This is a genomic window from Listeria valentina (assembly GCF_011800755.1).
GTDB classification, from domain to species: domain Bacteria; phylum Bacillota; class Bacilli; order Lactobacillales; family Listeriaceae; genus Listeria; species Listeria valentina.
The window spans coordinates 67381-92058 of sequence record NZ_JAATJW010000005.1 but is presented as its reverse complement, the minus strand read 5'-3'; the positions used below and the strand labels follow the sequence as shown (position 1 = coordinate 92058).

Below are 24678 nucleotides of genomic sequence, written 5' to 3'. Positions count from 1 at the left end.
TTATGTATGTTCTATCACAAGTATATCTAAAAAAAGACTGTAAACAAAGTTTTTCACTACTTTGTCTACAGTCTGAGACAAGAAGTTCCAAAAGGGACTTCTTGTCTTTTGCCTTTTATCATAAAAAACATTATCTTGATTTAAAAAGTCTGTTCATGCCTGGCCAGAAAGCCCATTTCCCAAGTAGAACGGTAAGTGCCGGCACAAGTAAAGGCCGAATAAGAAAAGTATCAACTAGAATACCCAACGCCGTTATCAAACCAAATTGCACAAGAAGCTCAATCGGGAGTGTAGTCAAGACGAGGAATGTAGCCGCTAAAATAACTCCGGCTGAAGTAATTACTCCCCCTGTTTCATGTACTCCTTCTCGTACAGCCTTGCTAATCGGCATTTTATGTGCATTCTCCCAAATGCTCGAAACCATAAATATATTGTAATCCTCTCCAAGCGCTACAATAAAGATAAATGCATAAAGTGGAATCAAGCCTGAAATTGCGTCAACTTCAAAGAAATAATGCAAAATTAGCCATCCCATACCAAGAGAAGCAGTATAGGAAAAAAGCACTGTCAAAACAAGATATATCATGGCGACAATGGACCTCAAATAAAAAAGCAACAAAACACTAATAAGTACTATAACAAGTGGAATTACTATTTTTTCATCAGTTTTCGAAACTGAACGTTCATCAAATTGAGTAGCAGTTTGCCCTGCTATATAAACTTGACTATCAACGCCCTTTATTGCCTGTTTTAATTTAGGAATTTTATTCATCGCTTCTTTGCTATAGGGATTTTCATTCAAAATGACAGAATACTTAAGAAAAGATTTATTTTTCGAGCTAGGTTCAGCTGAGCTTACTGATTTCACACCTTCGATTTCTTGAAGTGCCTCGCGATCTTTGCTCTGTCCATTTTTCACTATAACAGTGAGAGGTGCAAGATAACCCGCACCAAAATGGTCTTCAATTAATCGAAAGCCTTCCTTAGAAGGCATATCATCTGGGAAACTCGAAAGTGTATCATAACTATAATTAATTTGCGTAACTTGAAATGAAGCCATTCCAAGAAGTACAACAGAGAAGATTATAATGATAATTGGATACCTAATTGCTATTCTACCGATTGCATCCCACAGTCTATTCTCCTTCTTATTTTCTCTTGATGGGTGCGGGATGAAAGGCCAAAAAGAAACGCGACCAAAAACTCCTAAAAGCGCTGGAACTAAAGTTAAAGAAGAAAGTAGCATGACTAAAATAGCTAAACTAAAGGGAATTGCAAAATTATGGAAAGAACCATATCTAGTAGCAAGGAGCAATAGCAAAGCGCACATCACTGTTAATCCACTGAGAAGTATAGCTCCTGATACACCTCTAAAAGCAAAACGTAAGGACTTAAATCGATCCTGTTCGATTTTCAGAAAATGCCGGTACCTTGAAATTAAAAATAAACAATAATCTGTTCCTGCTCCGAATAGTAGCACAGTCATAATCGAAAGTCCTTGAGAGCTATAAGTTATAATTCCTTCTTTTCCGAGGAAGCCAAGAATAGGTGTTACGATTAAATAAGCCATCCCAACAGCAATTAGAGGAATTAACGCTAAAATAGGAGAGCGATAAATTAATAGTAAAATAAGCAATACAATACACACTGTAGCAATTAATAAAGAAACATCTGCATCCTTAAAAAGCTCTGAGGCGTCAACGCTAATTCCTGCTGGTCCAGTAGCACGTGCAATCAGTTGCTTTTCACTATCGAGATTTGTCTCAAAAGGGTTATTTCGAAATATACCATTCGTTCTTTTTTCCAATTCACTAATAGCTATTTTTATTTTTTCTGAACTAGTTCCTTCATCCATAATCACAGTTTGGATAAAAGATTTTTTATCCTTAGAGCGTTGCTCCAAAAGGACTTGCGGCGGCACCTTTTCAATTGGAACCAACTGATTTTGCTTCGGAATTGGGTCGTTTTGTAAAGAGGCGTTCAGTTCTTGAATTTTCTCCAAATCGGATGTTGAAAGACCTTGGTTGCTCGACCATGTTATCAGTAAAGGGATTCCATTATTCTTTTCAAAATAACGATCTTCAACTTTTTCTGCAATTACTGAGGGTTCCGACTTCGATAAATCACGTGCTGTATCTTCTTTATACGTTGAGGCATTTGGCAGAATAAACTGCAATCCCAAAGCTACAACAATCCAAATAGCAATAATTACAAAGCGCCCTTTTTTTCCACTAATTATTTTTGCTATCCCATCTTTAATTTTCAAAATAAATCCCCCTATTCTATTCATTTATCAATTGATAAATGAATGGTAAAAAAAAGAAGCAATTTACTATACCTCTTTTTTCATAAACCCAAACAAAATCAAATAGATTCTTTCCGATACTTTTTCTCTAAGTTCCTTAGTCGACAGCAGATTTGTGGGCATAAAAAGTGGAGTAATTGCCGATAAAAAATATTCTGCCGCTTCTTTAGATGTAAGTTGACTTTGTGTATCTCCCTTTTTAACAAAGTCTGAAAAAATAGCTTCTATAGGCAAAAAATAGCTTCTATACCATAAATCATATAATACTCTCTGGTTTTCTTTTTTTAACTCATTTAAAATATCATGGACCATTAGTAAAATGTTAGTTGGATGTTTTTCAATTAAATTTAGTACAACTAGATTAAGTTTAGCTTCGCAATTTATCTTTTTATCTAAAATGTTCTTCATGTCAGATTGAATATCAGCAGTTAATTTTTTCACAACCTCAAGATAAAGAACTTCTTTATCTTGAAAATGATGATACAATGCTGGCTGAGTAATTTTAGCAGACAAAGCTATTTCTCGAGTAGTTACCGCTCGATATCCTTTTTTCATAAAAAGAGTCCTACCAGCATCTAAGATTTTTAAACGGGTCCGAGCCATTTCTTCTGCTCGACTTCTTCTAGCCACTTCAATCCTCTCCTTTTTTATTTCATCTTACCTTTTATAACACTTTTTTTCAAATCGCCTCATCAAAATGTTATATATACCGACAAAAACAGCAAAAAACAGATTACGCTTGCAAATAAATCTCTATACTGTATGATAATACCATAAAATAAAATTATTTATGTTATATAATATGACATAAAATAGAGGAGAGCTGATTATGGAATCTATTTTTATGTTTTTCTGCACATTATTAGTTTGGCTAATGACACCAGGAATTGCATTGTTTTATGGAGGGATGGTTCGGCGCAAAAACGTGCTAAGTACCGCGATGTATAGTTTTAGCTCCATGGCCATCGTTTCCATTCTGTGGATTTTAATCGGTTACTCGCTTGCGTTCTCGCCGAATAACGCTTTTATAGGTGGCTTCGAATGGAGTTTTCTCCACAATGTTAGGTTTTCTAGTTCAACACTTTATAGCGATTCAATTCCGCACTTGTTATTCATGATGTTTCAAATGACATTCGCCGTTTTGACGGTTGCGATCATATCTGGCGCCTTCGCCGAACGAATGAGTTTTCCTGCTTACCTCGTATTTATTCTTCTTTGGTCTTTACTCGTTTATGCCCCCGTCGCACACTGGGTTTGGGGTGAAGGTGGCTTTCTCCGCGAGCTAGGAGCCCTTGATTTTGCTGGTGGTAATGTCGTTCATATCAGTTCTGGCGTTACAGGGCTCGTGCTAGCCATCATGATCGGACGCCGAAAAGAAGCCGATACCGCCTCGCCGCACAATTTACCACTTGCTTTGATCGGAGGTATTCTCGTTTGGTTCGGTTGGTACGGTTTTAACGTTGGAAGCGCCCTTACGATCGACCAAGTAGCCATGACAGCTTTCGTCAACACAAACACGGCAGCTGCTGCAGGAATCATCGGATGGGGAGCCGTTGAATGGCTCATGCACAAACGCCCAACCATGTTAGGCACAATTTCTGGAGCGATCGCAGGCCTTGTATCCATCACACCAGCCGCTGGATTTGTTAGCATTCCAAGCGCTATCCCGATTGGCTTTATCGGCGGTATGCTTTGCTTTTGGGGTGTTTCTTGGCTAAAAGGAAAAGTGAAATATGATGATGCCCTTGATGCGTTTGGTTTGCATGGTATCGGAGGTATTTGGGGTGGCATTGCAACAGGTTTATTTGCTTCCATCAAAGTGAATCCTAATGGAGCAAACGGCCTTTTCTTCGGCAACTATACACTGCTTTTCAAGCAAATTGCCGCAATTGGTGCGACCATTTTATTCGTTTCTGTCCTTACAATTGTGATTGTGGCAATCATTCGCTTGTTCCTCCCGATCCGCGTCAACGAAGAACAAGAGACGAGCGGACTGGATTGGACCTTGCATGGTGAAAAGGCGTATCACGACCGTTAAACATGAAAATTAGATGCTCAAAAAGAAGATTTCCATGAGTAAATCCTCAAAAATGCCCTTCAATTCTAAAAAAACGATGAGAAATCACTTGTTTCTCTTTCCAGAAGCCATTTATGCGTTATAATGGGATAGAGATGTCATTAGATTGGAGGCGCAAAGAAGTTATATGCGTAAAATTCCTATATTTACGCTGGTTGCTATTTTGCTACTTGGCGGCGGTTATTTTTACTATCAACATGTATCTTCAAAAGTAAATTTAACTTTTAGTTTTAACGTAAGCAAAAAAGATGCGGATAAAAAAACAATCAGCGGCACCATTGACGGCGCAGGAAACACAATCGTTACCCTGCCAGTTTCAAAAGATCTTTTAAATTCCGTTAAAAAAGGAAATCATTATAACATAGAAGCGACATTTTACAACAAAAAACATGTCGATAAAAAAACGAGCCAAGAACTGGAAGGTCCATTTTGGTCGAATGAAAACAATAAAGGTTTGCTTGTCAACAAAGTAAAAGTTGACAACTTAGAAAAAATTACGAATCAATAAAAAAACGTGAGTTGCGGGAACTCACGTTTTTGTTTGTTCAAAAAAGGGATCGGTAGGATTGCCGATTCCTTTTTATCGCTATCAAGATTCATCTTCAATCTCTAAGCCCAATTCTTTTAATTGCCCATCACTTACGCTACTTGGCGCTTGTGTAAGCAAGTCAACCGCACTACCCGTTTTCGGAAATGCAATTGTATCACGTAAATTACTGCTTCCAGCTAAAATCATAACAATTCGGTCAAGCCCTAACGCAATACCACCATGTGGCGGCGTTCCGTATTCCAGTGCATTCATCAAAAAGCCAAATTGCGCTTCTGCTTCCTCATCACTAAACCCTAGCGCACGAAGCATTTTTTGTTGCACATCTTTTTGGTAAATCCGCAGCGAGCCTCCGCCGATTTCATAGCCATTTAAAACAATATCATACGCTTCAGCCATCGCATCTTCAGGATTAGATTCCAGCTTTTCAATGTCTTCTTCACGCGGTAAAGTAAACGGATGGTGGGCAGACACAAAGCGACCAGCTTCTTCATCATATTCAAATAGTGGCCAGTCCGTTACCCATAAAAAGGCAAGTTCATTTTCATCATAAAGCGCTAAGTCTTTTCCAAGTTTCGTCCGAAGTGCACCAAGTGAAGCTGCTACGATCTCTTTTGTATCTGCAGCAAATAGTAATAAGTCACCAGCTTCAGCTTCAAGAGCTTGTCGCAATTCACTTTGTTTACTAGCATCAAAGAATTTAGCAATTGGTCCTTTCAGTTCATCTTGTTCGACTTTCATCCAAGCAAGACCTTTAGCTCCGTAAGTAGCTACAAATTCGCCTAACGCATCAATATCTTTACGTGAATACTTTTCAGCTGCTTGTTTCGCATTGATCGCCTTCACTTCCCCACCTGCTTCAAGAGCTCCCGTAAAGACTTTAAACGAAACATCTTGCACAACCTCTGAAACGTCTGTAAGTTCTAATCCAAAGCGAACATCTGGTTTATCACTTCCAAAACGACGCATCGCTTCATCGTAGGTCATTCTCGTGAAAGGTCGAGGAATTTCAATTCCCTTCACTTCTTTTACAACTGCAGTTAGCATGATTTCTGTAATTTCTTGAATTTCTTCTTTACTCAAGAAGCTCGTTTCTAAGTCCACTTGTGTAAATTCAGGTTGGCGATCGCCTCTAAGATCCTCATCGCGGAAGCAACGAACAATTTGATAGTATTTATCGAATCCCGCTGTCATCAGCAATTGTTTCAAAATTTGCGGGGATTGAGGCAATGCATAAAAACTACCTGGATAAACTCGACTAGGCACTAAATAGTCACGCGCACCTTCTGGCGTGCTTTTCGTCAAGTAAGGCGTTTCGATATCATAAAAACCAAGTTCATTTAATTTTTCACGAAAAACACGAGTGACGTGATGCCGCATTTTAAAGACAGCAGTCATTTCAGGACGGCGAAGATCTAAATAGCGGTATTTCAAGCGAAGTTCATCAGAAACATTGATCCCGTCTTCGATATAAAAAGGCGGTGTTTTCGAGCGATTTAAAATCGTCACTTCACTTGCAAGAACCTCAATTTTCCCCGTTTTAAGTTTGTCATTTACAGCTTCTTCACGTCTTAATGCCACTTCTCCTTTAACAGAAATGACAAATTCAGAGCGTATTTCTTCTGCAATCGAAAGGGCTTCACTAGAAAGTTCAGGATTGAAAACCACTTGAACAATTCCTTCACGATCACGTAAATCGATAAAGATTAAGCCACCTAGGTCACGCCGTTTTTGTACCCAACCATGTAGCGTAACAATTTCGCCTTGATTTTTTTCCGTTAATTCTCCACAATAGGATGTTCTTTTTTCCATTATTTTATTCGTCCCCCTCAGCTTGCTCTTCAAGCGTCGTAATTAATTCAGTTTCAGTAACGAGGAACTGTTCACCCGTAGCCATATTTTTCAAGCTATATTCACCCGTTCGAATTTCATCTTCACCGATGATTACGGTATATTTTGCTTGTTTTCGGTCGGCATCTTTAAGTTGCGCTTTAAGTTTTCGTTTTTGATAATCTTTTTCGGCACTAATTCCGTGATTCCGAAGCGTATTCACCAGTTGTACGACTTTTTCATCTGCTTCTTCTTGTGCAGAAATCACGTAGCAACTTAGTGCTTTTGCTGCAGGGATTTTTACTTGCGCTTTTTCAAGTGCAAGTAAAACACGTTCAACACCCATCCCGAAACCAATACCCGGTGTATCTGGCCCGTCAAATTCTTGTACAAGACCGTGATAACGACCGCCTCCACAAAGTGTGGTTTTTGCGCCAAATCCTTCTTCATCACTCATAATTTCAAATGTCGTGTGATTGTAATAATCAAGGCCTCTTACAAGCGTTGGATCCACTGTATAAGAAATCCCAATGGCATCTAAGAATCCTTTTACCTTAGCAAAGTATGCCTCCGATTCTTCATTTAAAAAATCTAAAATAGATGGCGCGCTTGTTACAAGTGGATGTTCATGATCCGTTTTACAATCCAGAATCCGAAGTGGATTTTTATAAAGACGCGCTTGACAATCTGAACAAAACTCATCAATTTGCGGTTCAAAATGCGCGATCAATGCTTCCCTGTGTTTTAAGCGACTTTCTTTATCGCCAAGACTATTAATAATAAGAGAAATATTTTTTAAACCAATTGAACGAAAGAAGTTCATTGCAAGTGAAATCACTTCTGCATCAATTGATGGGTCATCACTTCCAATGGCTTCGATCCCCATTTGCGTAAATTGACGCTGTCTCCCGCCTTGTGGTCGTTCATAGCGAAACATCGGTCCATTATAATAAAGTTTAACGGGCTGGTTCACATCACCAAACATCTTATGTTCCACAAAAGAACGAACAACAGGCGCCGTACCTTCTGGACGAAGTGTTAAGCTTCTTCCTTTTTTATCTTGGAAGGTGTACATTTCTTTCGTTACGATATCCGTCGAATCCCCCACACCGCGCTCAAAAAGCTCAGTATGTTCAAAAATAGGAGTTCGAATTTCGCTATAACGATAAGTTTCGCAAATCGATCGAAATTTATTTTCTAAAAAGTGCCAAGTCCCAATTTCATTTGGCAAAATGTCTCTTGTGCCGCGAGGTAATTGAATTTCCATTGTTGTTTCCTCCTTAGTTTAAGTTTAGTCTATTTTTTGTTTCAAACATATAAAAACTCCCGCCCCTTGTCACTTTACTAACAAGGGACGAGAGATAAATTCACCCGTGGTACCACCCTAATTGGAATACTAAATTCCCACTTTTCCATAACGCTGGATTCGCGTTTCAGTCTACTTTTTACTTTTTCGACTGAAACCTCGGAAGTGTCTTTCCAAAACTTGTCACCACAGATTTCTTTCAGCAAAATGAAATCCTCTCTTTTTTGGGAGTGAAGCTTGTACTTTTCTTCGTCTTCGGTCATAATATGAATTATGTTTAGATTACTAGAAAACAGCGAGAAAGTCAATATCTGCCTAGTTTTTTCTAAAAAGTGGTTTAAGGTTTCACACAAACGCATTTTATGGTAACATTTGAATGAGTTAACTTTTACTTTGGGGGTGTTTCGATTTCGTGCGAAAGAATTTCATATTGATTTCGATTTTATCGACAGCACTCATTGCAGCTGGAATTTTAGTGACCTTTGCAATGGCCCATGCCAATTCGGTCAGCGTCGAAGCTGACGTTGTCAACGTTCGGAGCGGCCCTGGTCTTGCTTATGATGTCACGAGTCAAGTTCGGAAAAATGATGTGCTTCAGGTAATCGGAGAAGAAAATAAATGGTATAAAGTTCGTCTTGAAGACGGAAATAGCGGTTGGGTAGCAAGCTGGCTTGTTAAAAATACTTCGGTCAGTGCGGCTAGTAACAGTATCGCAGTTGTTTCTTCAGATGGCGGATTAAATGTAAGAGACAAACCGAGTACCGACAGTGCCGTGCTTGGCGTATTGAATACTAATGACCAAGTTAACGTCGTGAGTGAGCAAGATGGTTGGGCTCAAATTCAATATCAAGGTCGAAACGCTTGGGTAAGTTCCGATTACATAACAATTCGAAACTCTACGACGAAGAGCGCTTCAAAAGACTTACAAAGTATTTCGATTCGTGAAAACGAAACAAATATCCGTAATAAACCCGATCTAAGCGGTAGTGTTCTTGAAAAAGCCGATTCTGGGGAAACCTATGAAATCGAAGGCGTTCAAGGCGACTGGTATCAAGTAAAAACTTCAAATGGAAATACGGGTTACGTGGCAAACTGGGTTGTTGATATTTCTTCTGGCGGAGAAATGCCACAGAAATCGAAGACGACTAAACTTTCAGAAGCAACCGTTGTTCTCGACCCAGGACACGGCGGTAATGATCCTGGAGCCAAAGGGGACAAAGGAACTGTTGAGAAAAGCGCTACATTGAAAACGGCAAAAGCGATTCGTTCCAAACTTGAAAGTGCTGGTGCCAAAGTGATCATGACCCGAAATAGCGATGAATATGTTTCACTTCGTGATCGCAATAAAACCGCTTCGAAAAATCAAGCCGATGTCTTCATCAGTATTCACTTTGACAGTGTTGAAGATAGTGCCGATGGAAGCGTAAGTGGACAAACGACATACTATTACAAAAAACGCGACAAGGAACTGGCAAATACGATAAATGATAGCTTAGGTGATGCACTATCTATTTCGAATCGAGGTGCACGAGTTGGCGATTACTATGTAGTACGTGAAAATGAGCAACCCGCTCTTCTACTTGAATTAGGCTATCTCAGCTCACGTCAAGATGAAGATCGTATCAATTCAAGCTCATACCGGAACCAAATTGCAGATGCAGTCACAGAAGGCTTGTCGAATTACTTCGCCAATTAAAAAAGTAGCGCTCACGGTGAGCGCTACTTTTTTATTAGCTTCATTTAGCAAGATCATCCGAATCTAACATGATCGTAACGGGGCCATCATTTGTAATCGTTACTTGCATAGAAGCACCGAAAACCCCCGTTTCCACGTTTAATCCAAGTTCTTGTTCAAGTTTTTCATTGAAGAGTTGATAAAGTGCTTCTGCTTCACTTCCAGGAGCAGAATCCGTAAAACTTGGCCGGCGTCCTTTTCTGACATCGGCATAAAGCGTAAACTGCGAAACACTTAAAATGTCACCGCCAACATCTGCAAGCGATAAGTTCATTTTTTCATTTTCGTCTTCGAAAATACGCAATCCCGCAATTTTTTTCACCAATACATCAATCTCTTTTTCTGTATCTGTATGGGTAAACCCAACAAGTAAACAAAGCCCAAATGGAATTTCCCCTGTAATTTCGCCATCAATCGTTACACTTGCAGATTTCGTTCGTTGAAGTAAAACGCGCATTTTATCTCCTCCTCTAATTCATCAATCTCCGAACAGTATAAACATCTGGAATTTGCTTAATCTTATCCACCACACGCTGCAAGTGAGCAATGTTATGGATTTGAAGAGTCAAGACTAGTGTTGCCATTTTGTTTTGATCCACTTTCGCGTTAACCCCATTAATATTCGAAGTTAAGCTATTAACAACTTGTAAAATATCGTTTAATAATCCATTGCGATTGTAGCCAAATACTTCGATATCCACATTGTAATCTGTTTTCGATTTTTCATCGGCATCTTCCCACTCCACATCAATCAAGCGATCTGTTTCCGTCGACTGGACATTTGGACAATCCTTTCGGTGAATCGAAATGCCGCGGCCCTTTGTTATATAGCCGACAATTTGGTCACCAGGGACTGGATTACAACAACGCGATAATCGAATTAATAGATTCCCAACTCCTTGAACAACCACGCCAGCATTGTGTTTGATCTTTAGCTTTTCATTATTTTGTTCTGCTAAATTATTTTTTTGCTCCGCTTGCGTTAATAATTTCTCGGTTTGTTCTTCTTGCTCCCGCTCTTTTCGTTCTTTTTCAGTCAGTCGATTGGCGACTTGTAAAGCCGTGATGCCATTATAACCAACTGCGGCAAACAAGTCGTCTTCTTGGGCAAAATTTAATTTGTCGATAAGACGTTTCATATTTTCTTGCGTCATGATTTTCTTCGGTTCATAGTCCATCTGCCGAAGTTCTTTTTCAACCATATCGCGGCCTTTTTCAATGTTCTCTTCTTTATCTTGACGTTTAAAGAATTGGCGAATTTTATTGCGTGCTTGCGAAGTTTGAACGAGTTTCAGCCAGTCCCGACTTGGTCCGTATGAATGTTTGGATGTCAAAATATCAATAATATCGCCTGTTTTTAATTTATAATCAAGCGTAACGATTTTTCCATTTACTTTTGCACCAATGGTTTTATTTCCAATTTCCGTATGGATACGATAAGCAAAATCAAGTGGTACAGAGCCATTTGGAAGCTCAAACACATCCCCTTTTGGTGTGAAAACATAAACCACATCGGAAAACAAATCCAATTTAAGCGACTCCATAAATTCTTCTGCATTATCAGATTCATTTTGATATTCAAGAATTTCACGGAACCATGTCATTTTATTGTCAAAAGACGTCTTCGAATTGACAACTTTTCCTTCTTTATAAGCCCAGTGTGCCGCAACCCCGTATTCAGCAATTTGGTGCATTTCCTGCGTTCTAATTTGAACTTCAAGCGGTTCACCTTGAGGACCAATAACTGTCGTATGGAGCGATTGATACATGTTCGATTTTGGCATTGCAATGTAATCTTTGAAACGTCCCGGCATCGGTTTCCATCTCGTGTGAATCACACCAAGAACCGCATAACAATCTTTGATGCTATTTACGAGTATTCGAACAGCTAACAAGTCATATATTTCATTAAATTGTTTGTGCTGCTCTGACATCTTCCGATAAATCGAATAGATATGCTTCGGACGCCCAGAAATATCAGCTTCTATGTGGAGTTCATTTAAGTTCTCTTCCACACCATCAATGACATCTTGCAAATACCGCTCCCGTTCGCCACGCTTTTGCTTCATCAAGTGAACAATGCGGTAATACTGTTGAGGATTTAAGTAGCGTAGCGCTGTATCTTCTAGTTCCCATTTTACACGACTAATACCTAGCCTGTGAGCAAGTGGTGCAAAAATTTCAAGCGTTTCTGTTGAAATTCGCCGCTGTTTTTCGACCGGCAAATGTTTGAGCGTCCGCATGTTATGCAACCGGTCGGCAAGTTTAATCAAGATAACTCGAATATCCTGTGCCATTGCAATAAACATTTTCCTGTGATTTTCCGCTTGTTGCTCTTCATGCGACTTATATTTGATTTTTCCAAGTTTAGTAACCCCGTCAACAAGCATCGCTACTTCTTCACCAAAAGCTTCCTGCAAGTCTTCAAGTGTCACTTCTGTATCTTCCACAACATCATGTAAAAAACCTGAAGCAACCGTTTGCGGATCCATGTGAAGTTCAACTAAAATGCCCGCGACTTGTATCGGATGAATAATATAAGGCTCTCCCGATTTACGAAATTGTTCACGATGTGCATCACGGGCAAATTTATAGGCTTTTTCAACTATAGCAAGATGTTCCTTATTCATATAGTGAGAAGCCATTTCAATCACTTGTTCAGCCGTTAAATTTTGATCTTTCGCCATTTTTATCCACCCCTTTTGTTCAGCCAGAAAAGATTCTTGCTTTCATTATACACGACTAAATATTCTTTAGAAAGTAGTTTTAAAGTCCGATAAAGAAAAAAACCACTTTCTAAGCGAAAATGGTCTTCTTTCTTTAAAAATCCATCAAAATTAAACGGTCATAGCCATTTAATTTTTCATGTCCATGAAGTTCCGTTAATTCAATCAAGAAGGCACAACCAGCAACCACACCGCCAAGTTTTTCAACTAGCTTGATCGTCGCCTCAATCGTCCCCCCAGTTGCGAGTAAATCGTCTGTAATAAGAACCCGTTGTCCTGGCTTGATTGCGTCTTTATGCATCGTAAGCGTATTCGTTCCGTATTCAAGTGCATATTCCATTTCAATCGTTTCGCGCGGTAATTTCCCTGGTTTTCTAACAGGTGCAAAACCGATTCCAAGTGCATAAGCGACCGGGCAGCCAATGATAAAGCCACGCGCTTCTGGCCCAACGATCAAGTCAACTTCTAATTTTTCCGCATATTTAACGATTTGATCGGTTGCAAATTTATAAGCCTCTCCATCATTCATGAGCGGCGTAATATCTTTAAAGACAATGCCTTCTTTTGGCCAGTCTTCAACAATTGCCACATAATTTTTCAGTTCATTTAAGTCCATGTTTGGTTTCCTCCAAGTTTTAGAGCGATTACTCCATGATCCGCTTCATCCAGTTAAGTAAATCCGAATAACTCGCATAAAGCAGTTTTTGTCGCGTTTCAAGTTCACGTTCTTTTTGCTGATACAATTCCGCTTCTTCTAAATTCCTTTTCCCTGCAGTCTCTTGAAGCGTAATCACATCACCTTCTATTTTAACAAAATCCAGCTCAAAAAACACGCCCGACATAAATTCAATTTGTTGTTTGCTCCAGCCAAATTTGCGTGACAGCGGTTCTTCGTATTTGCTGAGCGAAAACGGTTGGAATTTTTTAATTACCCCATAAAGCGAGGCAAACGCTTTTCTGTCCGGTAACCGGTCCATCGCATTATTTTCTCCAGAATGAAAGTGAAAATAAATTTTTTCTGGCTGAATTTCCTGAACCACACGCTCAAGCTGCCCGACTTCTTGCGGGATATCTGCAAAAATAATCTCTTCAGATTTGGGAAGTGAAGCCTCGCTAAGAGAATCACTGAAGGCAATGACCGTTTCTTCCAGATTAACGAGCGCTTCTTTACTAGACTCTTCGAAACAAATAAAAACACGTTCACTTTTTTTATCACGAAGCAACTGGTTCCATTCCGTTCGGTTACGAACATCAAACACTTGCCAGTGCGAAACCGAAAGATCAACAAGACGTAGCTGTGGCTTTCGAACATTGTTCCATTCATTAACCGAGAGTTCACCCACAACATCCACTTCCGCTGCCGGAGAAAGCTCAGACACAAGGTGCCCAATATTAAAACCAACCGCATCGAGTGAAGCTTCATCTTTTTTCAAGAAAGTTTTGAGATGCGTCTTATCCGCCCCGATTTGCTTTGTCCCCTCAAGATGAACGCTAGCAAATTTGAAAAGCGGTTTAGGGTTACCCGTTCCAAATGGCGCCATTTGTTCCACCATTTGAATGAAAGATAGACTTGCCGTTTCAAGTGAAATTGTATCTTCAATCTGGAGTGCAGGCTTCAAATCTTCTTGAGAAAGTTTTGCTGCTTGCCCTTCCATATTTTCCGTAAAAGTCTGAAGCGCATCCACACGAAGCGTAAGCCCCGCAGCCATTGGATGCCCACCGAAAGCTTCTAGTAGTTCACGATTTTGATCGAGTTCTTGATACAGGTGAAACGCAGGGACACTTCGTCCTGAACCTTTAGCAAGGCCTGTCGCTTCATCAATTGCTAAGCAAATCGTCGGCCGGCCAAATTTCTCAACTAGACGCGAAGCCACAATGCCCAAAACCCCCGCGTTCCAGTCAGTAGCTGCTACAATAATTATGCTCGGCATTTTCTCCATCTCTTCCACCATTTGAGAGGCCTGCTTCGTAATGTCAGCAACAAGCGTGCGGCGTTCTTTATTCGTCTCATCAATAAGCTGAGCAAGCTCTTCCGCCTCTTCGTCCATATGCGCAAGGAGCAGTTCGCAAGCAGGATCCGCAGCTCCAAGACGTCCAACTGCATTTAGACGAGGCGCAAGCATAAAGCCGATCGTTTCTTCCGTCGCCTCGTGTAACTTCGCACCTGCTTTTTTGGCAAGTGCTTGTAAGCCAAGATTTGGTGCATTTCGAAGAACTTGAAGTCCTTTTTGGACGAGCAACCGATTTTCATCTGTGAGCGAAACTAAGTCTGCAACTGTTCCGACAGCAACAAGATCGAGCAATTCTTCGGGTTCTTCGCCAAGCAGTGCGTGTGACAATTTGTAACTCACGCCAACCCCTGCAAGATCATGAAAAGGATATTCAGAAAGCGGATGACGCGGATGAATCACAGCAATTGCTTCTGGAAGTGTTTCTCGTTTTTCGTGGTGATCCGTCACGATGACATCCAAATCGATTTCTTTCGCAAATTCCATCACATCAAGCGCTGCAATTCCATTATCAACAGTGATTAAAAGATCATAGCCTTGATTTTTAATCATTTGAAAAGCTTCTTTATTCGGTCCATAGCCTTCCGTAAAGCGATTCGGAATATAAAAGTCTACCTGAGCACCAAGTTTTTCAAGTGAAGAAAATAAAACGGCAATACTCGTCACACCATCAGCATCATAATCACCGTAAATCATTATTTTTTCATTTTGCGCAATCGCTTTTTGAATTCGTTCAACCGCTTTATCCATCTCTTGAAGTAAAAATGGATCGTAAGCAGAAAATTTATCTGGATGAAAAAATTTATCTAATTGTCCTTTTGTGGTTACTTTTCGCTTTGAAAGCATTTCAGTAAGAACAGGTGAAACACCCAACTCTTCTGCAAGTGCGGCCGCTTTATCTTTCGCGATTTCTTCTGTTTTCCAAATGTATTTTGAATGAATCACAATCGTTCCACCTTTCAACCCTCCTATTATACCGAACTTTTCTTGATTTTTACAGTAGAACTTCTTTTAAAGGCAAATAAAAAAAGCCAAACCCATTACAGGTTTGGCTTTTCATTTGCTTCTTTTGTTTCCTTTTTCTCTCCAACATCAATCGTTGACTTCTTACCATGCATCGCTTCCGCAGCTGCAAGCTTACGCGTTAGTTCAGTTTTTTCTTCTTTCAGTTGTTTGATTTGTTTATTCCCACTTCTCACTTTAGCGATATTTAAGAAGAAAATAATCAAGCAACCGACTAAAACTGATCCTAAAATGACTAGGACAAGCGGCCACTCAGCTTTTGCAAATAAAAAATTCACCTCAACCGAGTCTACATTGATCACTGCAAAAATGGCGATCAAAAGCACCAATAATGCCCCTAAAATGACTTGCCACTGATTTTTCATACAGCTCCATCCCCCAATTAAACAATAAATTTGAAAAGCGAAAGCCGAAAAAATTTTTTCGGCTTTTCACTTTACACTTTTCTATACCACAGGTTGACCTGGGTTATGCTTTTTCTTTTTCTTCACGTTTTGAATTGGACCTTTTTTATTCACTTGATGTGATTTAAACACATACCACAACTGCATCGCCATAAAGATAGACGAGAACACACTTGAAACGAGTCCAACAAGAAGCGCAATTGAGAAGTTTAAAATTGATTCGCTTCCGAATAGAACTAAGGCAAGCACAGTGAAAACGACAGTCAAGATCGTATTGATTGACCGTGTAAAGGTTTGCCGTAATCCGTGATTCACTGCAAAAGCAACATCTTCTTTTGTCTTGTAGCGTTTCATTTTCTTACCAATATCCCGAATCCGGTCAGCGGTTACGATCGTATCATTAATCGAATACCCGATAACCGTAAGTACGGCGGCAATGAAGGTTAAATCCACCTCCAGCCTGAAAATACTGAAGAAGATGAAGATCACGAAAGCATCAAATAACAAGGAAAGAATCGCAGCGATTCCCATGTAGAATTCAAAGCGAATCGCAATGTAAACTACAATCAAGATGGAAGCAATCGCAAGGGCATACAAACCATTTTTCGCTAATTCTTTTCCGACAGTCGGCGTTACCGTACTGATGCTCGGCTCATGTTTATATTTATCATCAAAATGTGTCTTGAATTTAGCAATCTCAGATTGGCTTAAGGCACCTTTAAACGAAATCACGGCTGTTGTAGAGTTCTTACCTTGGAAGACAATATCATCCGAAGGCATCTTAATTTCATTTAAGTCCTTCTTGATTTGTTGTTCCGTCAGTTTTGAGTTAGACGTTACTTCAGCACGTGTACCACTCGCAAAATCAATGCCAAGGTTCAATTTGAATACACTTAAAATGATAATGCCCGCAATCGTAATTGCTGCAAAAATGCCAAGGAATACTCGGTGATTCTTGACAAAGTCAAAACGGTCGAAGTGTGTTTTCAAATCATAAGTACTAATGCCGTCATGTAAGTTATGGATATCTTTTGGATTTACAGTAAAGAGACGCGGTTTATTGTTTAATACATTGCTCTTCACAAGTAGGCCAAGTAAGACACGTGAACCCCAAACAGCAGTCAAGAAGCTGACAAGAATACTGATAATCAGTACAGTCGCAAAGCCTTTAATTGAACTTGTTCCAAAGTAGAACAAGACAACTGCAACGAGTAGTGTCGAGATATTTCCATCAAAGATCGCACGGAAAGCTTCTTTCCCACCAATTTCAAAAGCCGCTTTCGTCGACCTGCCAACTTTAAGCTCTTCCTTAATCCGCTCGTAGGTAATAACGTTCGCGTCGACCGCCATCCCTATCCCGAGAATCAGCCCGGCAATACCCGGGAGTGTGAGCGTCGCATTTAAGAGCGCCAGAATTAAGAGTACGATATACGTATAAGCTGTTAATGTAATACAAGCGATAATACCAGGAATACGGTAAACAATTAGCATAAAGATAAAGATCGCGGCAACCCCAATGATTCCAGCAAGAATCGTTTGGTTAAGTGCATCTTGTCCAAACTGAGCACCGACGGAAGTCGAGTAAACTTCTTTCATTTTAACAGGTAGTGCCCCGGAATTTAGCAAGTTCGCTAAATCTTTAGCTTCTTTTGTTGTAAAGTTTCCTTCGATTTGTACATTGTTATCATCAATCACTTTGCTGACATTTGGTGCGGACAAGTAAGCAGGATCTTTTTTCGTTTTTTCTTCTTCATACTTTTGTCCTTTTTTCCAGTCTAACCAAATAACCAGTTGATTGTTTGGTGCTTCATTTAAAATATCTTTTGTTACTTTCGCAAATTTATCTGCGCTTTTCAGTTTTAAAGTAACAATCGGTTGGTTCGTATCTGTAAAAGCTTGTTTTGCTCCACCTGGAACAAGATCAGAACCGTCAAGCATCAATTTATCTTTCGCATCTCTAAACGATAGTTCCGCTGTTGTCGAAAGCATCTTCCTTGCTTGGTTTTGGTCTGTGACCCCCGCAAGCTGAACACGAATGCGGTTATTTCCTTCAATTGTGATGACCGGTTCAGCAACACCAATGCTGTTAATCCGGCGATCGAGTGCACTTACAGTATCTGTAAGTGTGTCTTTTGTGATTTCACCTTTTCCGCTCGCGGGTTCAACTTGATATAAAACCTCAAATCCACCCTGGAGATCCAGTCCTAAATTAATTTTGTCGAGCACCATTTTCGTTGTTCCAATGACGACACCGAAAATAATGGCGACAATTAGGAAAAAGGTAATCAACTTGCTCTTTTTAACCATTTTTGCTTTTTTCCTCCCTCATCAAAACCACTAACACTGCACGCAGGCGATACTTACTTTTCTTTTGTTGAATCCTCTAATTTGTTTTCATCTTCTTGAGACAGTTCTTTAGATTCGTCTTCAACAGAAAAAGAATCTTGAACGGAATCCCGTTCTTCATGCGCTTCGGCTTCATTCGTATTGTGAAGAACTTCCTCTACAAGTGCTTGATCAAGTGTGTGCGTATTTTCTTCTGGTCTTTTTGATTCCTTTGATATAAATTCCATTAATTGTCCAATGTTCATCTGCATGATGTCATTTACACGCTCATGCAAATTTGGAGAAGGCTTCTCGACCCACTTCACATCGGTCAAGAAATTCCAAATATGCTCTGGCTTAATTTCCCGGTAACCAAGCAGGTGAAAATCCTTAACTCTGATGGAGATGGCTGGCGTTAATAATTCATACCATTCTTCAAGTGATTTCATTTTACTCCCCTCCCACTTTACAATCAACTATCCTTATTCTATCTAAAACTCGGCTAAATGAAAAGCGGAAATGCAAAAATACCACTAAATTGACACATTTTAATACAAAAAAACCGCTCCAAATGACTTGGGAGCGGTTGATTTTTTATTTATTTTCTTCTTTTGCATCTTCAGAATCTTCTTCTGTAGCTTTTGCTGCAGCAGGTTCCGCAGAAACTGTACTTCCTTTTTCAAGAACTGTACGGATTGCATTGCGGTCAAATGTCAACTTGGCATTTCCGCATTTTAAGACAACGATACTATCTTCAATTGCATCAACAATCCCATGCAAACCACCAATTGTAATAATTTTATCTCCCTTAGCAAGACTGTTTTGCATATTTGTAACTTCTTTTTGACGCTTTTGTTGCGGTCTGATAAGTAAGAAGTAAAACAAAACAATCATCAATATAATCGGAAGAAATGTTAATAAACCGTTCAAAGACTTTCAGCTCCTCTCAAGATATCCAAATAAATTTATTAAAAATTTTTCGCATTCGGACCATTAAATCCGTATTGCTCAAAAAATTCTTCACGAAATTCAAGTAATGCATCTTCACGGATGGCATTTCGAACCTTTTCCACCAAGTTTAACAGAAAATAAAGATTATGATAAGTTGTAAGCCTTATTCCAAAGGTTTCATCACAACGAATCAAGTGACGAATGTAGGCCCGAGAATAATTACGACACGTGTAGCAATCACAATTTTCATCAAGTGGTCCAAAATCATGTGCAAACTTGGCATTTTTGATCACTAGTCGACCGTTTGAAGTCATACAAGTTCCATTTCTAGCAATCCGCGTTGGTAAAACACAATCAAACATATCAATCCCGCGAATCACACCATCAATAAGCGAATCCGGAGACCCCACTCCCATCAAGTAACGAGGCTTCCCGCTTGGAAGTAGCGGTGTCGTATATTCCAAAACTTGGTTCATCACATCTTTAGGTTCACCGACAGAAAGTCCGCCGATTGAATATCCAGGAAAGTCAAGCGACACCAGATCTTTCGCACTTTGCGTCCGTAAGTCCTCGTATGCCCCACCTTGAACAATTCCAAAAAGCCCTTGCACATCCGGTTTCATATGCGCCTTTAGACCACGTTCAGCCCATCTCGATGTTCTTTCAACGGATCGCTTCATGTATTCATGTGTCGCTGGATACGGTGGACATTCATCAAAACTCATCATAATGTCCGCACCGAGCGAATTCTGAATTTGAATCGCTTTTTCTGGAGATAAAAATAACTTGTCCCCGTTGAGATGATTTCTGAAATGCACGCCTTCTTCTTTAATATCGCGCATATCACTTAAACTAAAGACTTGAAAACCACCAGAATCTGTTAAAATTGGCTGATCCCAGTTCATAAACCGGTGCAAGCCACCCGCTTCCTCAACAAGCTTTTCACCTGGACGAAGCCAGAGATGGTAGGTATTACTTAAAATCACACCTGCGCCCATTTGTTTAAGCTCTTCTGGTGACATCGTTTTGACCGTAGCTTGCGTCCCAACAGGCATAAACATTGGCGTATCAAACGTGCCGTGCGGCGTATGTAGTTTTCCTAAACGCGCACCCGTTTTCTTATCTGTTTTTATTAATTCATAAGAAATTGCAGCCATTTCAAACCTCTTTCTGTTTTACTCTACTGAATAGCATAACGAAAAAAAAGAGAGAACTCAAGCCTTTTCAGAAAAAAAGTCCTCTTTTCTCTCGATTAGTGAATAAACATCGCATCTCCAAAACTAAAGAAGCGATATTCTTCACGTACCGCATGTGCATAAGCATTTAAAATAATGTCTCGCGATGCCAGTGCAGAAACAAGCATGATTAAAGTAGATTTAGGCAAATGGAAGTTCGTGATCAAAGCATCCACCGCTTTAAAAGTATAACCAGGTGAAATAAAAATATCCGTCCAACCCGAATCTGCTTGAATACGTCCATCAAATTTCGTCGCAATCGTTTCTAGTGTGCGAATTGAAGTCGTTCCCACTGCGACGATTTTTCCGCCGTTTTGTTTCACTTCATTTAAAACGGCAGCCGTTTCTTCTGTCAAACGGTAGAATTCCGAGTGCATCTTGTGGTTTTCTGTATCTTCAACATCCACTGGGCGAAATGTCCCAAGTCCAACATGCAGCGTTAAAAAGCAAACCTTCACGCCTTTCGCTTTTATTTCATCTAGCAGTTCCTCCGTAAAATGAAGACCCGCTGTCGGTGCAGCTGCTGAACCATTTTCCTTTGCGTAAACCGTTTGATAACGGTCCCCGTCTTCAAGTTGCTCCTTGATATAAGGTGGAAGCGGCATTTCACCAAGCTGTTCTAGAATCTCATAAAAAATCCCTTGATAATGGAACTCTAAAATGCGTCCGCCGTGCTCTAATTCTTCCAGACAAACCGCTTCAAGTTCTCCTTCACCAAACTTAATTTTTGCACCCTTCCGAATTCGTTTAGCAGGCTTTACGAGCGTTTCCCAAGCATTTCCTTCTTGTTGTTTTAAAAGAAGTACTTCAATATGTGCACCCGTTTCTTCTTTTACCCCATGAAGTCGTGCGGGTAAAACTCTGGTATCATTTAATACCAACGCATCACCAGCGTGTAGTTCAGAAACAATGGATTTAAACGTATCATCTTTTAATTCGCCTGTTTGTTTATCAACAAGCATCAAACGACTTGCCGTCCGGTCAAGAAGCGGCGTTTGCGCAATCAAGCCCTCAGGTAAGTCAAAATCGAAATCTTCAACTCTCATTTATTCAGCACCCTTTTCTTCAATTCCTAAATGTTCATAAGCAAGCGACGTTGCCAGTCTTCCACGTGGCGTTCGCTGTAAAAAACCGATTTGAAGTAAGTAAGGTTCATGCATATCTTCAATCGTTTCCCGTTCTTCACCAATACTTGCAGAAATCGTATCAAGCCCGACAGGCCCCCCACGAAAAGAACGAATAATCGTTTCAAGCAACCTCTGATCAATCGTATCAAGCCCTCTTGGATCCACCCTAAGAAGCGTTAAAGCTTCCTCCGCGATCGAAAAATCAACCAAACCATTACCTTTTACTTGGGCAAAATCTCGGACGCGCTTTAGCAGCCTGTTAGCAATACGAGGGGTTCCACGAGAACGCCTTGCAATTTCAAGCGCACCGCCATGATTGATCTCGGTTGATAAAATCTTGGCTGTTCGCGTAACAATATCCTCTAGCTGATTTTCTGTATAAAATTCCAGATGGTCCACTACGCCGAAACGATCACGAAGAGGTGCAGAAAGCTGCCCAGCACGTGTTGTAGCACCAATCAATGTAAATGGAGGCAAATCAAGCCGAACGGACTTAGCCGTAGGTCCCGTCCCGATCACAATATCCAAACAATAATCTTCCATCGCCGGATAAAGAATCTCTTCCACTGCCTTTGAAAGCCGGTGAATTTCATCAATAAACAAAACATCCCCCGGTTCAAGCGCCGTTAAAATCGTCGCGAGGTCTCCTGGTCTTTCAATCGCCGGGCCACTAGTCGTTCTGATATTTGTTCCAAGTTCATTGGCAATCACCATTGCAAGTGTCGTTTTTCCAAGTCCAGGAGGTCCATAAAGAAGCACATGATCCAAGGCTTCTTCACGTTGCCTTGCCGCTTCGATAAAAATCTCCAAGTTTTGTTTTACTTTATCTTGACCAATATATTCAGCAAGAAGTTGTGGTCTGAGGCTCGTTTCAAACGAAATCTCTTCCTGATTCACATTTTCTGAAGAAACAATCCGATCTTCCACGCTTTAACCTCCTAACTCGTCATCAAGCGCAGCGCAAGCTTAATCGCTTCATCGCTTGAAAGTTTTTCTTCTTTTAGTTTCGGCAATACTTTTTTCAGTTCCCGGTCGCTATAGCCAAGTGCTTGAAGCGCAAGCAAAGCTTCCTCAAGTGCTGGAGGGAGTCCATCTGTTAGTTCTTGCTTCACGGGTTCAACATGAATTTCATTTACCGCTACATCCCCTAGTTTTCCTTTTAAATCCAGAATAATTTGTCTTGCTGTTTTTTTACCGACGCTTGGAAATTTCGTAAGGAAAACATCATCTTCCGCTTCGATCGCAGAAATCAGCTTAGCCGCATCACCCGAAGCAATAATCGCAAGCGCACTTTTAGGACCAATGCCAGAAACGCTTAACAGTTTCTTAAACAAAAAACGTTCTTCAAGCGTTTTAAAACCAAATAACGTCAGACTATCTTCCCGTACATTTTGATACAAATAAACCTTAGCTTCCTTTCCTTCAAGCGCTGAAAAAGAAAACGGATTACCCGTTATGATGCTGTAGCCGATCTGCCCCGCTTCCACAACAATATACTCAGGCGTTACCGCCGTAATGATTCCCTTAATATAATCGTACACAATCTTTCGCCCCTTCTAAAGTACCGTTAACAACAATAATAGCACAAGTCGAACATTCGTGCTACTTTCGCAAGAACCTTGCAAGCCTCCCTCAATCACTTAAACTGACTACGCGGTCGACTTCTTCATTGTACAAAAAAGCAAAGACCGCACGCAAGACTTGCCTTCCATTATTTGAAAAGCAGCCGTAAAATTTTCCCTCTCCATTTTGACTGGGGGTACCTGAAACTGAAGTCCAGCCAGTTGGGCTGTCTGAGGACACTTTTTTGATGCGAAAATGTTCGAAAACTTTGATAGCCGTGATAGCTTCCCATGCCACTAGCACCAACGCCACCAAACGGCAGATAAGGCGTTGAAATTTGCATCAAAGTATCATTGATGCAAACACTGCCCGATGACGTTTCAAACAAGACTTTCCTTTCCAAATCCCGATTTTTCGTAAACAAATAAAGAGCAAGTGGTTTTGGTCGCATCTTGATAAAATCCAGAACCTCCTCCAAATTCCGATACGGATAAAGTGGCAAAATCGGACCAAAGATCTCTTCTTGCATCACAGCGCTATCGAGAGCTGGCTTTTCTAAAAGAAACGGCGCTATTTTTAATCTTTCTTCATCTTTCTGAGCATCCACTGCGTAACCGATAAGCCGGTCAAAATGAGCTCGATTGATAATACGCCCGTATTTTTCATTTTCAAGCGGTTTTTCCCCATAAAGCTTCTGAATTGCTTGATTTAACTCATCTTTAAATTCCTGATAGACATCTTCTTGAACAAATGCGTAGTCAGGCGCAATACAAGTCTGACCTGCATTCATCCATTTCCCGAAAGCCACACGTTTAGCAGCTAACTTTAAATCCGCCTCTTTCGTAACGATTAATGGACTCTTCCCGCCCAGTTCAAGCGTCACTGGCATAAGTTGTTTAGCCGCCTCTTGCATAACAAGCTTCCCTACACGGCTTGATCCAGTGAAAAAACAATAATCAAAAGGTTGCTCGTTAAAAGCGCATCTCCTAGCACCACCGCCATAATCTCTTCTCGAAATTGCGATAATACATGAAAAAGCGCATCCGCTGTTTTAGGTGCGAATTCCGAAGGCTTTAAAACAACGGTATTTCCACTCGCAATGGCTCCAATTAATGGCGTCAACGCGAGTTGAAATGGATAATTCCAAGGAGCAATCACGAGCACCGCTCCATAAGGTTCTAGAATCGTCCAGCCTTTTGACCCAAGATGCGTCATGGCCGTCCTCACTTTCTTCGCTTTCATCCACTGTTTCAAATGCCGCTTCATAAATTGAATCTCTTCATAGACAATCCCAATTTCTGTCATAAAAGCCTCATCAGCACTTTTACCAAGATCCGCCTCTAGTGCATCCAAAAACAATCCTTCGTTTTCCTTTAGTAACCTTTCAAGCAATCGAAGTGTTTCCAAGCGATGCTCCAATGTTTTCGTCGCATTCCCTGCAAAATAGCTTTTTTGCCTTCGAACGATTTCCGCATATTCCATATTCCGAGCCTCCCATCTAAAGACGCCTTACTT

Annotated in this window: 18 protein-coding genes, 2 pseudogenes and 1 other annotated feature; of the genes and pseudogenes, 3 read left to right on the top strand and 17 right to left on the bottom strand. The window is 40.4% G+C overall.

The window, feature by feature from the left end; all coding sequences use genetic code 11:
• Positions 1–130: 130 nt before the first annotated feature.
• Positions 131–2290 (bottom strand): MMPL family transporter, encoded by a 2160-nt coding sequence (locus HCK02_RS02610; protein WP_425482843.1) that lies wholly within the window; start codon positions 2288–2290, stop codon positions 131–133.
• A gap of 42 nt (positions 2291–2332) precedes the next feature.
• Positions 2333–2908: a TetR/AcrR family transcriptional regulator gene (locus tag HCK02_RS02605; RefSeq protein WP_115752725.1), complete on the bottom strand. Its 576-nt coding sequence runs from the start codon at positions 2906–2908 to the stop codon at positions 2333–2335.
• 226 nt (positions 2909–3134) lie between these two features.
• On the opposite strand from HCK02_RS02605, the gene HCK02_RS02600 reads away from it, so the two are divergent.
• Positions 3135–4343, top strand: coding sequence for an ammonium transporter (locus HCK02_RS02600; protein WP_167628585.1), 1209 nt, complete (start codon positions 3135–3137; stop codon positions 4341–4343).
• Between the two features lie 166 nt (positions 4344–4509).
• The gene (locus tag HCK02_RS02595) at positions 4510–4890 is read left to right on the top strand and encodes a hypothetical protein (RefSeq protein ID WP_167628584.1); all 381 of its coding nucleotides are present in this window, start codon (positions 4510–4512) and stop codon (positions 4888–4890) included.
• A gap of 81 nt (positions 4891–4971) precedes the next feature.
• On the opposite strand, the gene aspS is transcribed toward HCK02_RS02595, so the two are convergent.
• Positions 4972–6741, bottom strand: a complete 1770-nt coding sequence (gene aspS / locus HCK02_RS02590) for an aspartate--tRNA ligase (protein WP_167628583.1) — start codon at positions 6739–6741, stop codon at positions 4972–4974.
• 4 nt (positions 6742–6745) lie between these two features.
• Positions 6746–8026, bottom strand: a complete 1281-nt coding sequence (gene hisS, locus HCK02_RS02585) for a histidine--tRNA ligase (RefSeq protein WP_167628582.1) — start codon at positions 8024–8026, stop codon at positions 6746–6748.
• Positions 8027–8106: 80 nt separating this feature from the next.
• Positions 8107–8330, bottom strand: a binding site (T-box leader).
• 147 nt (positions 8331–8477) lie between these two features.
• Between hisS and HCK02_RS02580 the strand changes: the two genes are divergently transcribed.
• Entirely contained in the window at positions 8478–9761 is a 1284-nt protein-coding gene (locus HCK02_RS02580; protein ID WP_167628581.1) for an N-acetylmuramoyl-L-alanine amidase family protein, read from the top strand.
• Between the two features lie 40 nt (positions 9762–9801).
• Here the strand turns inward: HCK02_RS02580 and dtd are convergent, their stop codons facing one another.
• From dtd to HCK02_RS14235, 13 genes and pseudogenes are all read right to left on the bottom strand, one after another.
• Complete coding sequence (gene dtd, locus HCK02_RS02575; RefSeq protein WP_167628580.1) at positions 9802–10257, bottom strand: D-aminoacyl-tRNA deacylase; 456 nt, start codon at positions 10255–10257, stop codon at positions 9802–9804.
• A 13-nt stretch (positions 10258–10270) separates the two neighbouring features.
• On the bottom strand, positions 10271–12487 hold the full coding sequence (locus tag HCK02_RS02570; protein WP_167628579.1) for a RelA/SpoT family protein: 2217 nt from the start codon (positions 12485–12487) through the stop codon (positions 10271–10273).
• A 133-nt stretch (positions 12488–12620) separates the two neighbouring features.
• On the bottom strand, positions 12621–13142 hold the full coding sequence (locus HCK02_RS02565) for an adenine phosphoribosyltransferase (protein ID WP_036073406.1): 522 nt from the start codon (positions 13140–13142) through the stop codon (positions 12621–12623).
• A gap of 28 nt (positions 13143–13170) precedes the next feature.
• Positions 13171–15480 (bottom strand): single-stranded-DNA-specific exonuclease RecJ, encoded by a 2310-nt coding sequence (gene recJ / locus HCK02_RS02560; RefSeq protein ID WP_167628578.1) that lies wholly within the window; start codon positions 15478–15480, stop codon positions 13171–13173.
• 95 nt (positions 15481–15575) lie between these two features.
• Positions 15576–15923 (bottom strand): LapA family protein, encoded by a 348-nt coding sequence (locus HCK02_RS02555; protein ID WP_167628577.1) that lies wholly within the window; start codon positions 15921–15923, stop codon positions 15576–15578.
• Between the two features lie 81 nt (positions 15924–16004).
• Positions 16005–18269 (bottom strand): protein translocase subunit SecDF, encoded by a 2265-nt coding sequence (secDF, locus tag HCK02_RS02550; RefSeq protein WP_167628576.1) that lies wholly within the window; start codon positions 18267–18269, stop codon positions 16005–16007.
• Between the two features lie 218 nt (positions 18270–18487).
• Positions 18488–18736 (bottom strand): annotated as a pseudogene (locus HCK02_RS14085) (post-transcriptional regulator); the annotation flags it as partial.
• Positions 18737–18881: 145 nt separating this feature from the next.
• Positions 18882–19217, bottom strand: coding sequence for a preprotein translocase subunit YajC (gene yajC, locus HCK02_RS02540; RefSeq protein WP_167628574.1), 336 nt, complete (start codon positions 19215–19217; stop codon positions 18882–18884).
• 38 nt (positions 19218–19255) lie between these two features.
• Complete coding sequence (gene tgt, locus HCK02_RS02535) at positions 19256–20395, bottom strand: tRNA guanosine(34) transglycosylase Tgt (RefSeq protein WP_167628573.1); 1140 nt, start codon at positions 20393–20395, stop codon at positions 19256–19258.
• Positions 20396–20490: 95 nt separating this feature from the next.
• Positions 20491–21519 carry a tRNA preQ1(34) S-adenosylmethionine ribosyltransferase-isomerase QueA gene (gene queA / locus HCK02_RS02530; protein ID WP_167628572.1) on the bottom strand — a complete coding sequence of 343 codons (1029 nt, stop codon included), beginning with the start codon at positions 21517–21519 and terminating at the stop codon, positions 20491–20493.
• A complete protein-coding gene (gene ruvB / locus HCK02_RS02525) occupies positions 21520–22527 on the bottom strand; it encodes a Holliday junction branch migration DNA helicase RuvB (protein ID WP_115752548.1) in 1008 nt (335 codons plus the stop codon).
• 11 nt (positions 22528–22538) lie between these two features.
• Complete coding sequence (gene ruvA, locus HCK02_RS02520) at positions 22539–23141, bottom strand: Holliday junction branch migration protein RuvA (RefSeq protein WP_167628571.1); 603 nt, start codon at positions 23139–23141, stop codon at positions 22539–22541.
• Positions 23142–23311: 170 nt separating this feature from the next.
• Positions 23312–24645 (bottom strand): annotated as a pseudogene (locus HCK02_RS14235) (aldehyde dehydrogenase family protein).
• Positions 24646–24678 lie beyond the last annotated feature (33 nt).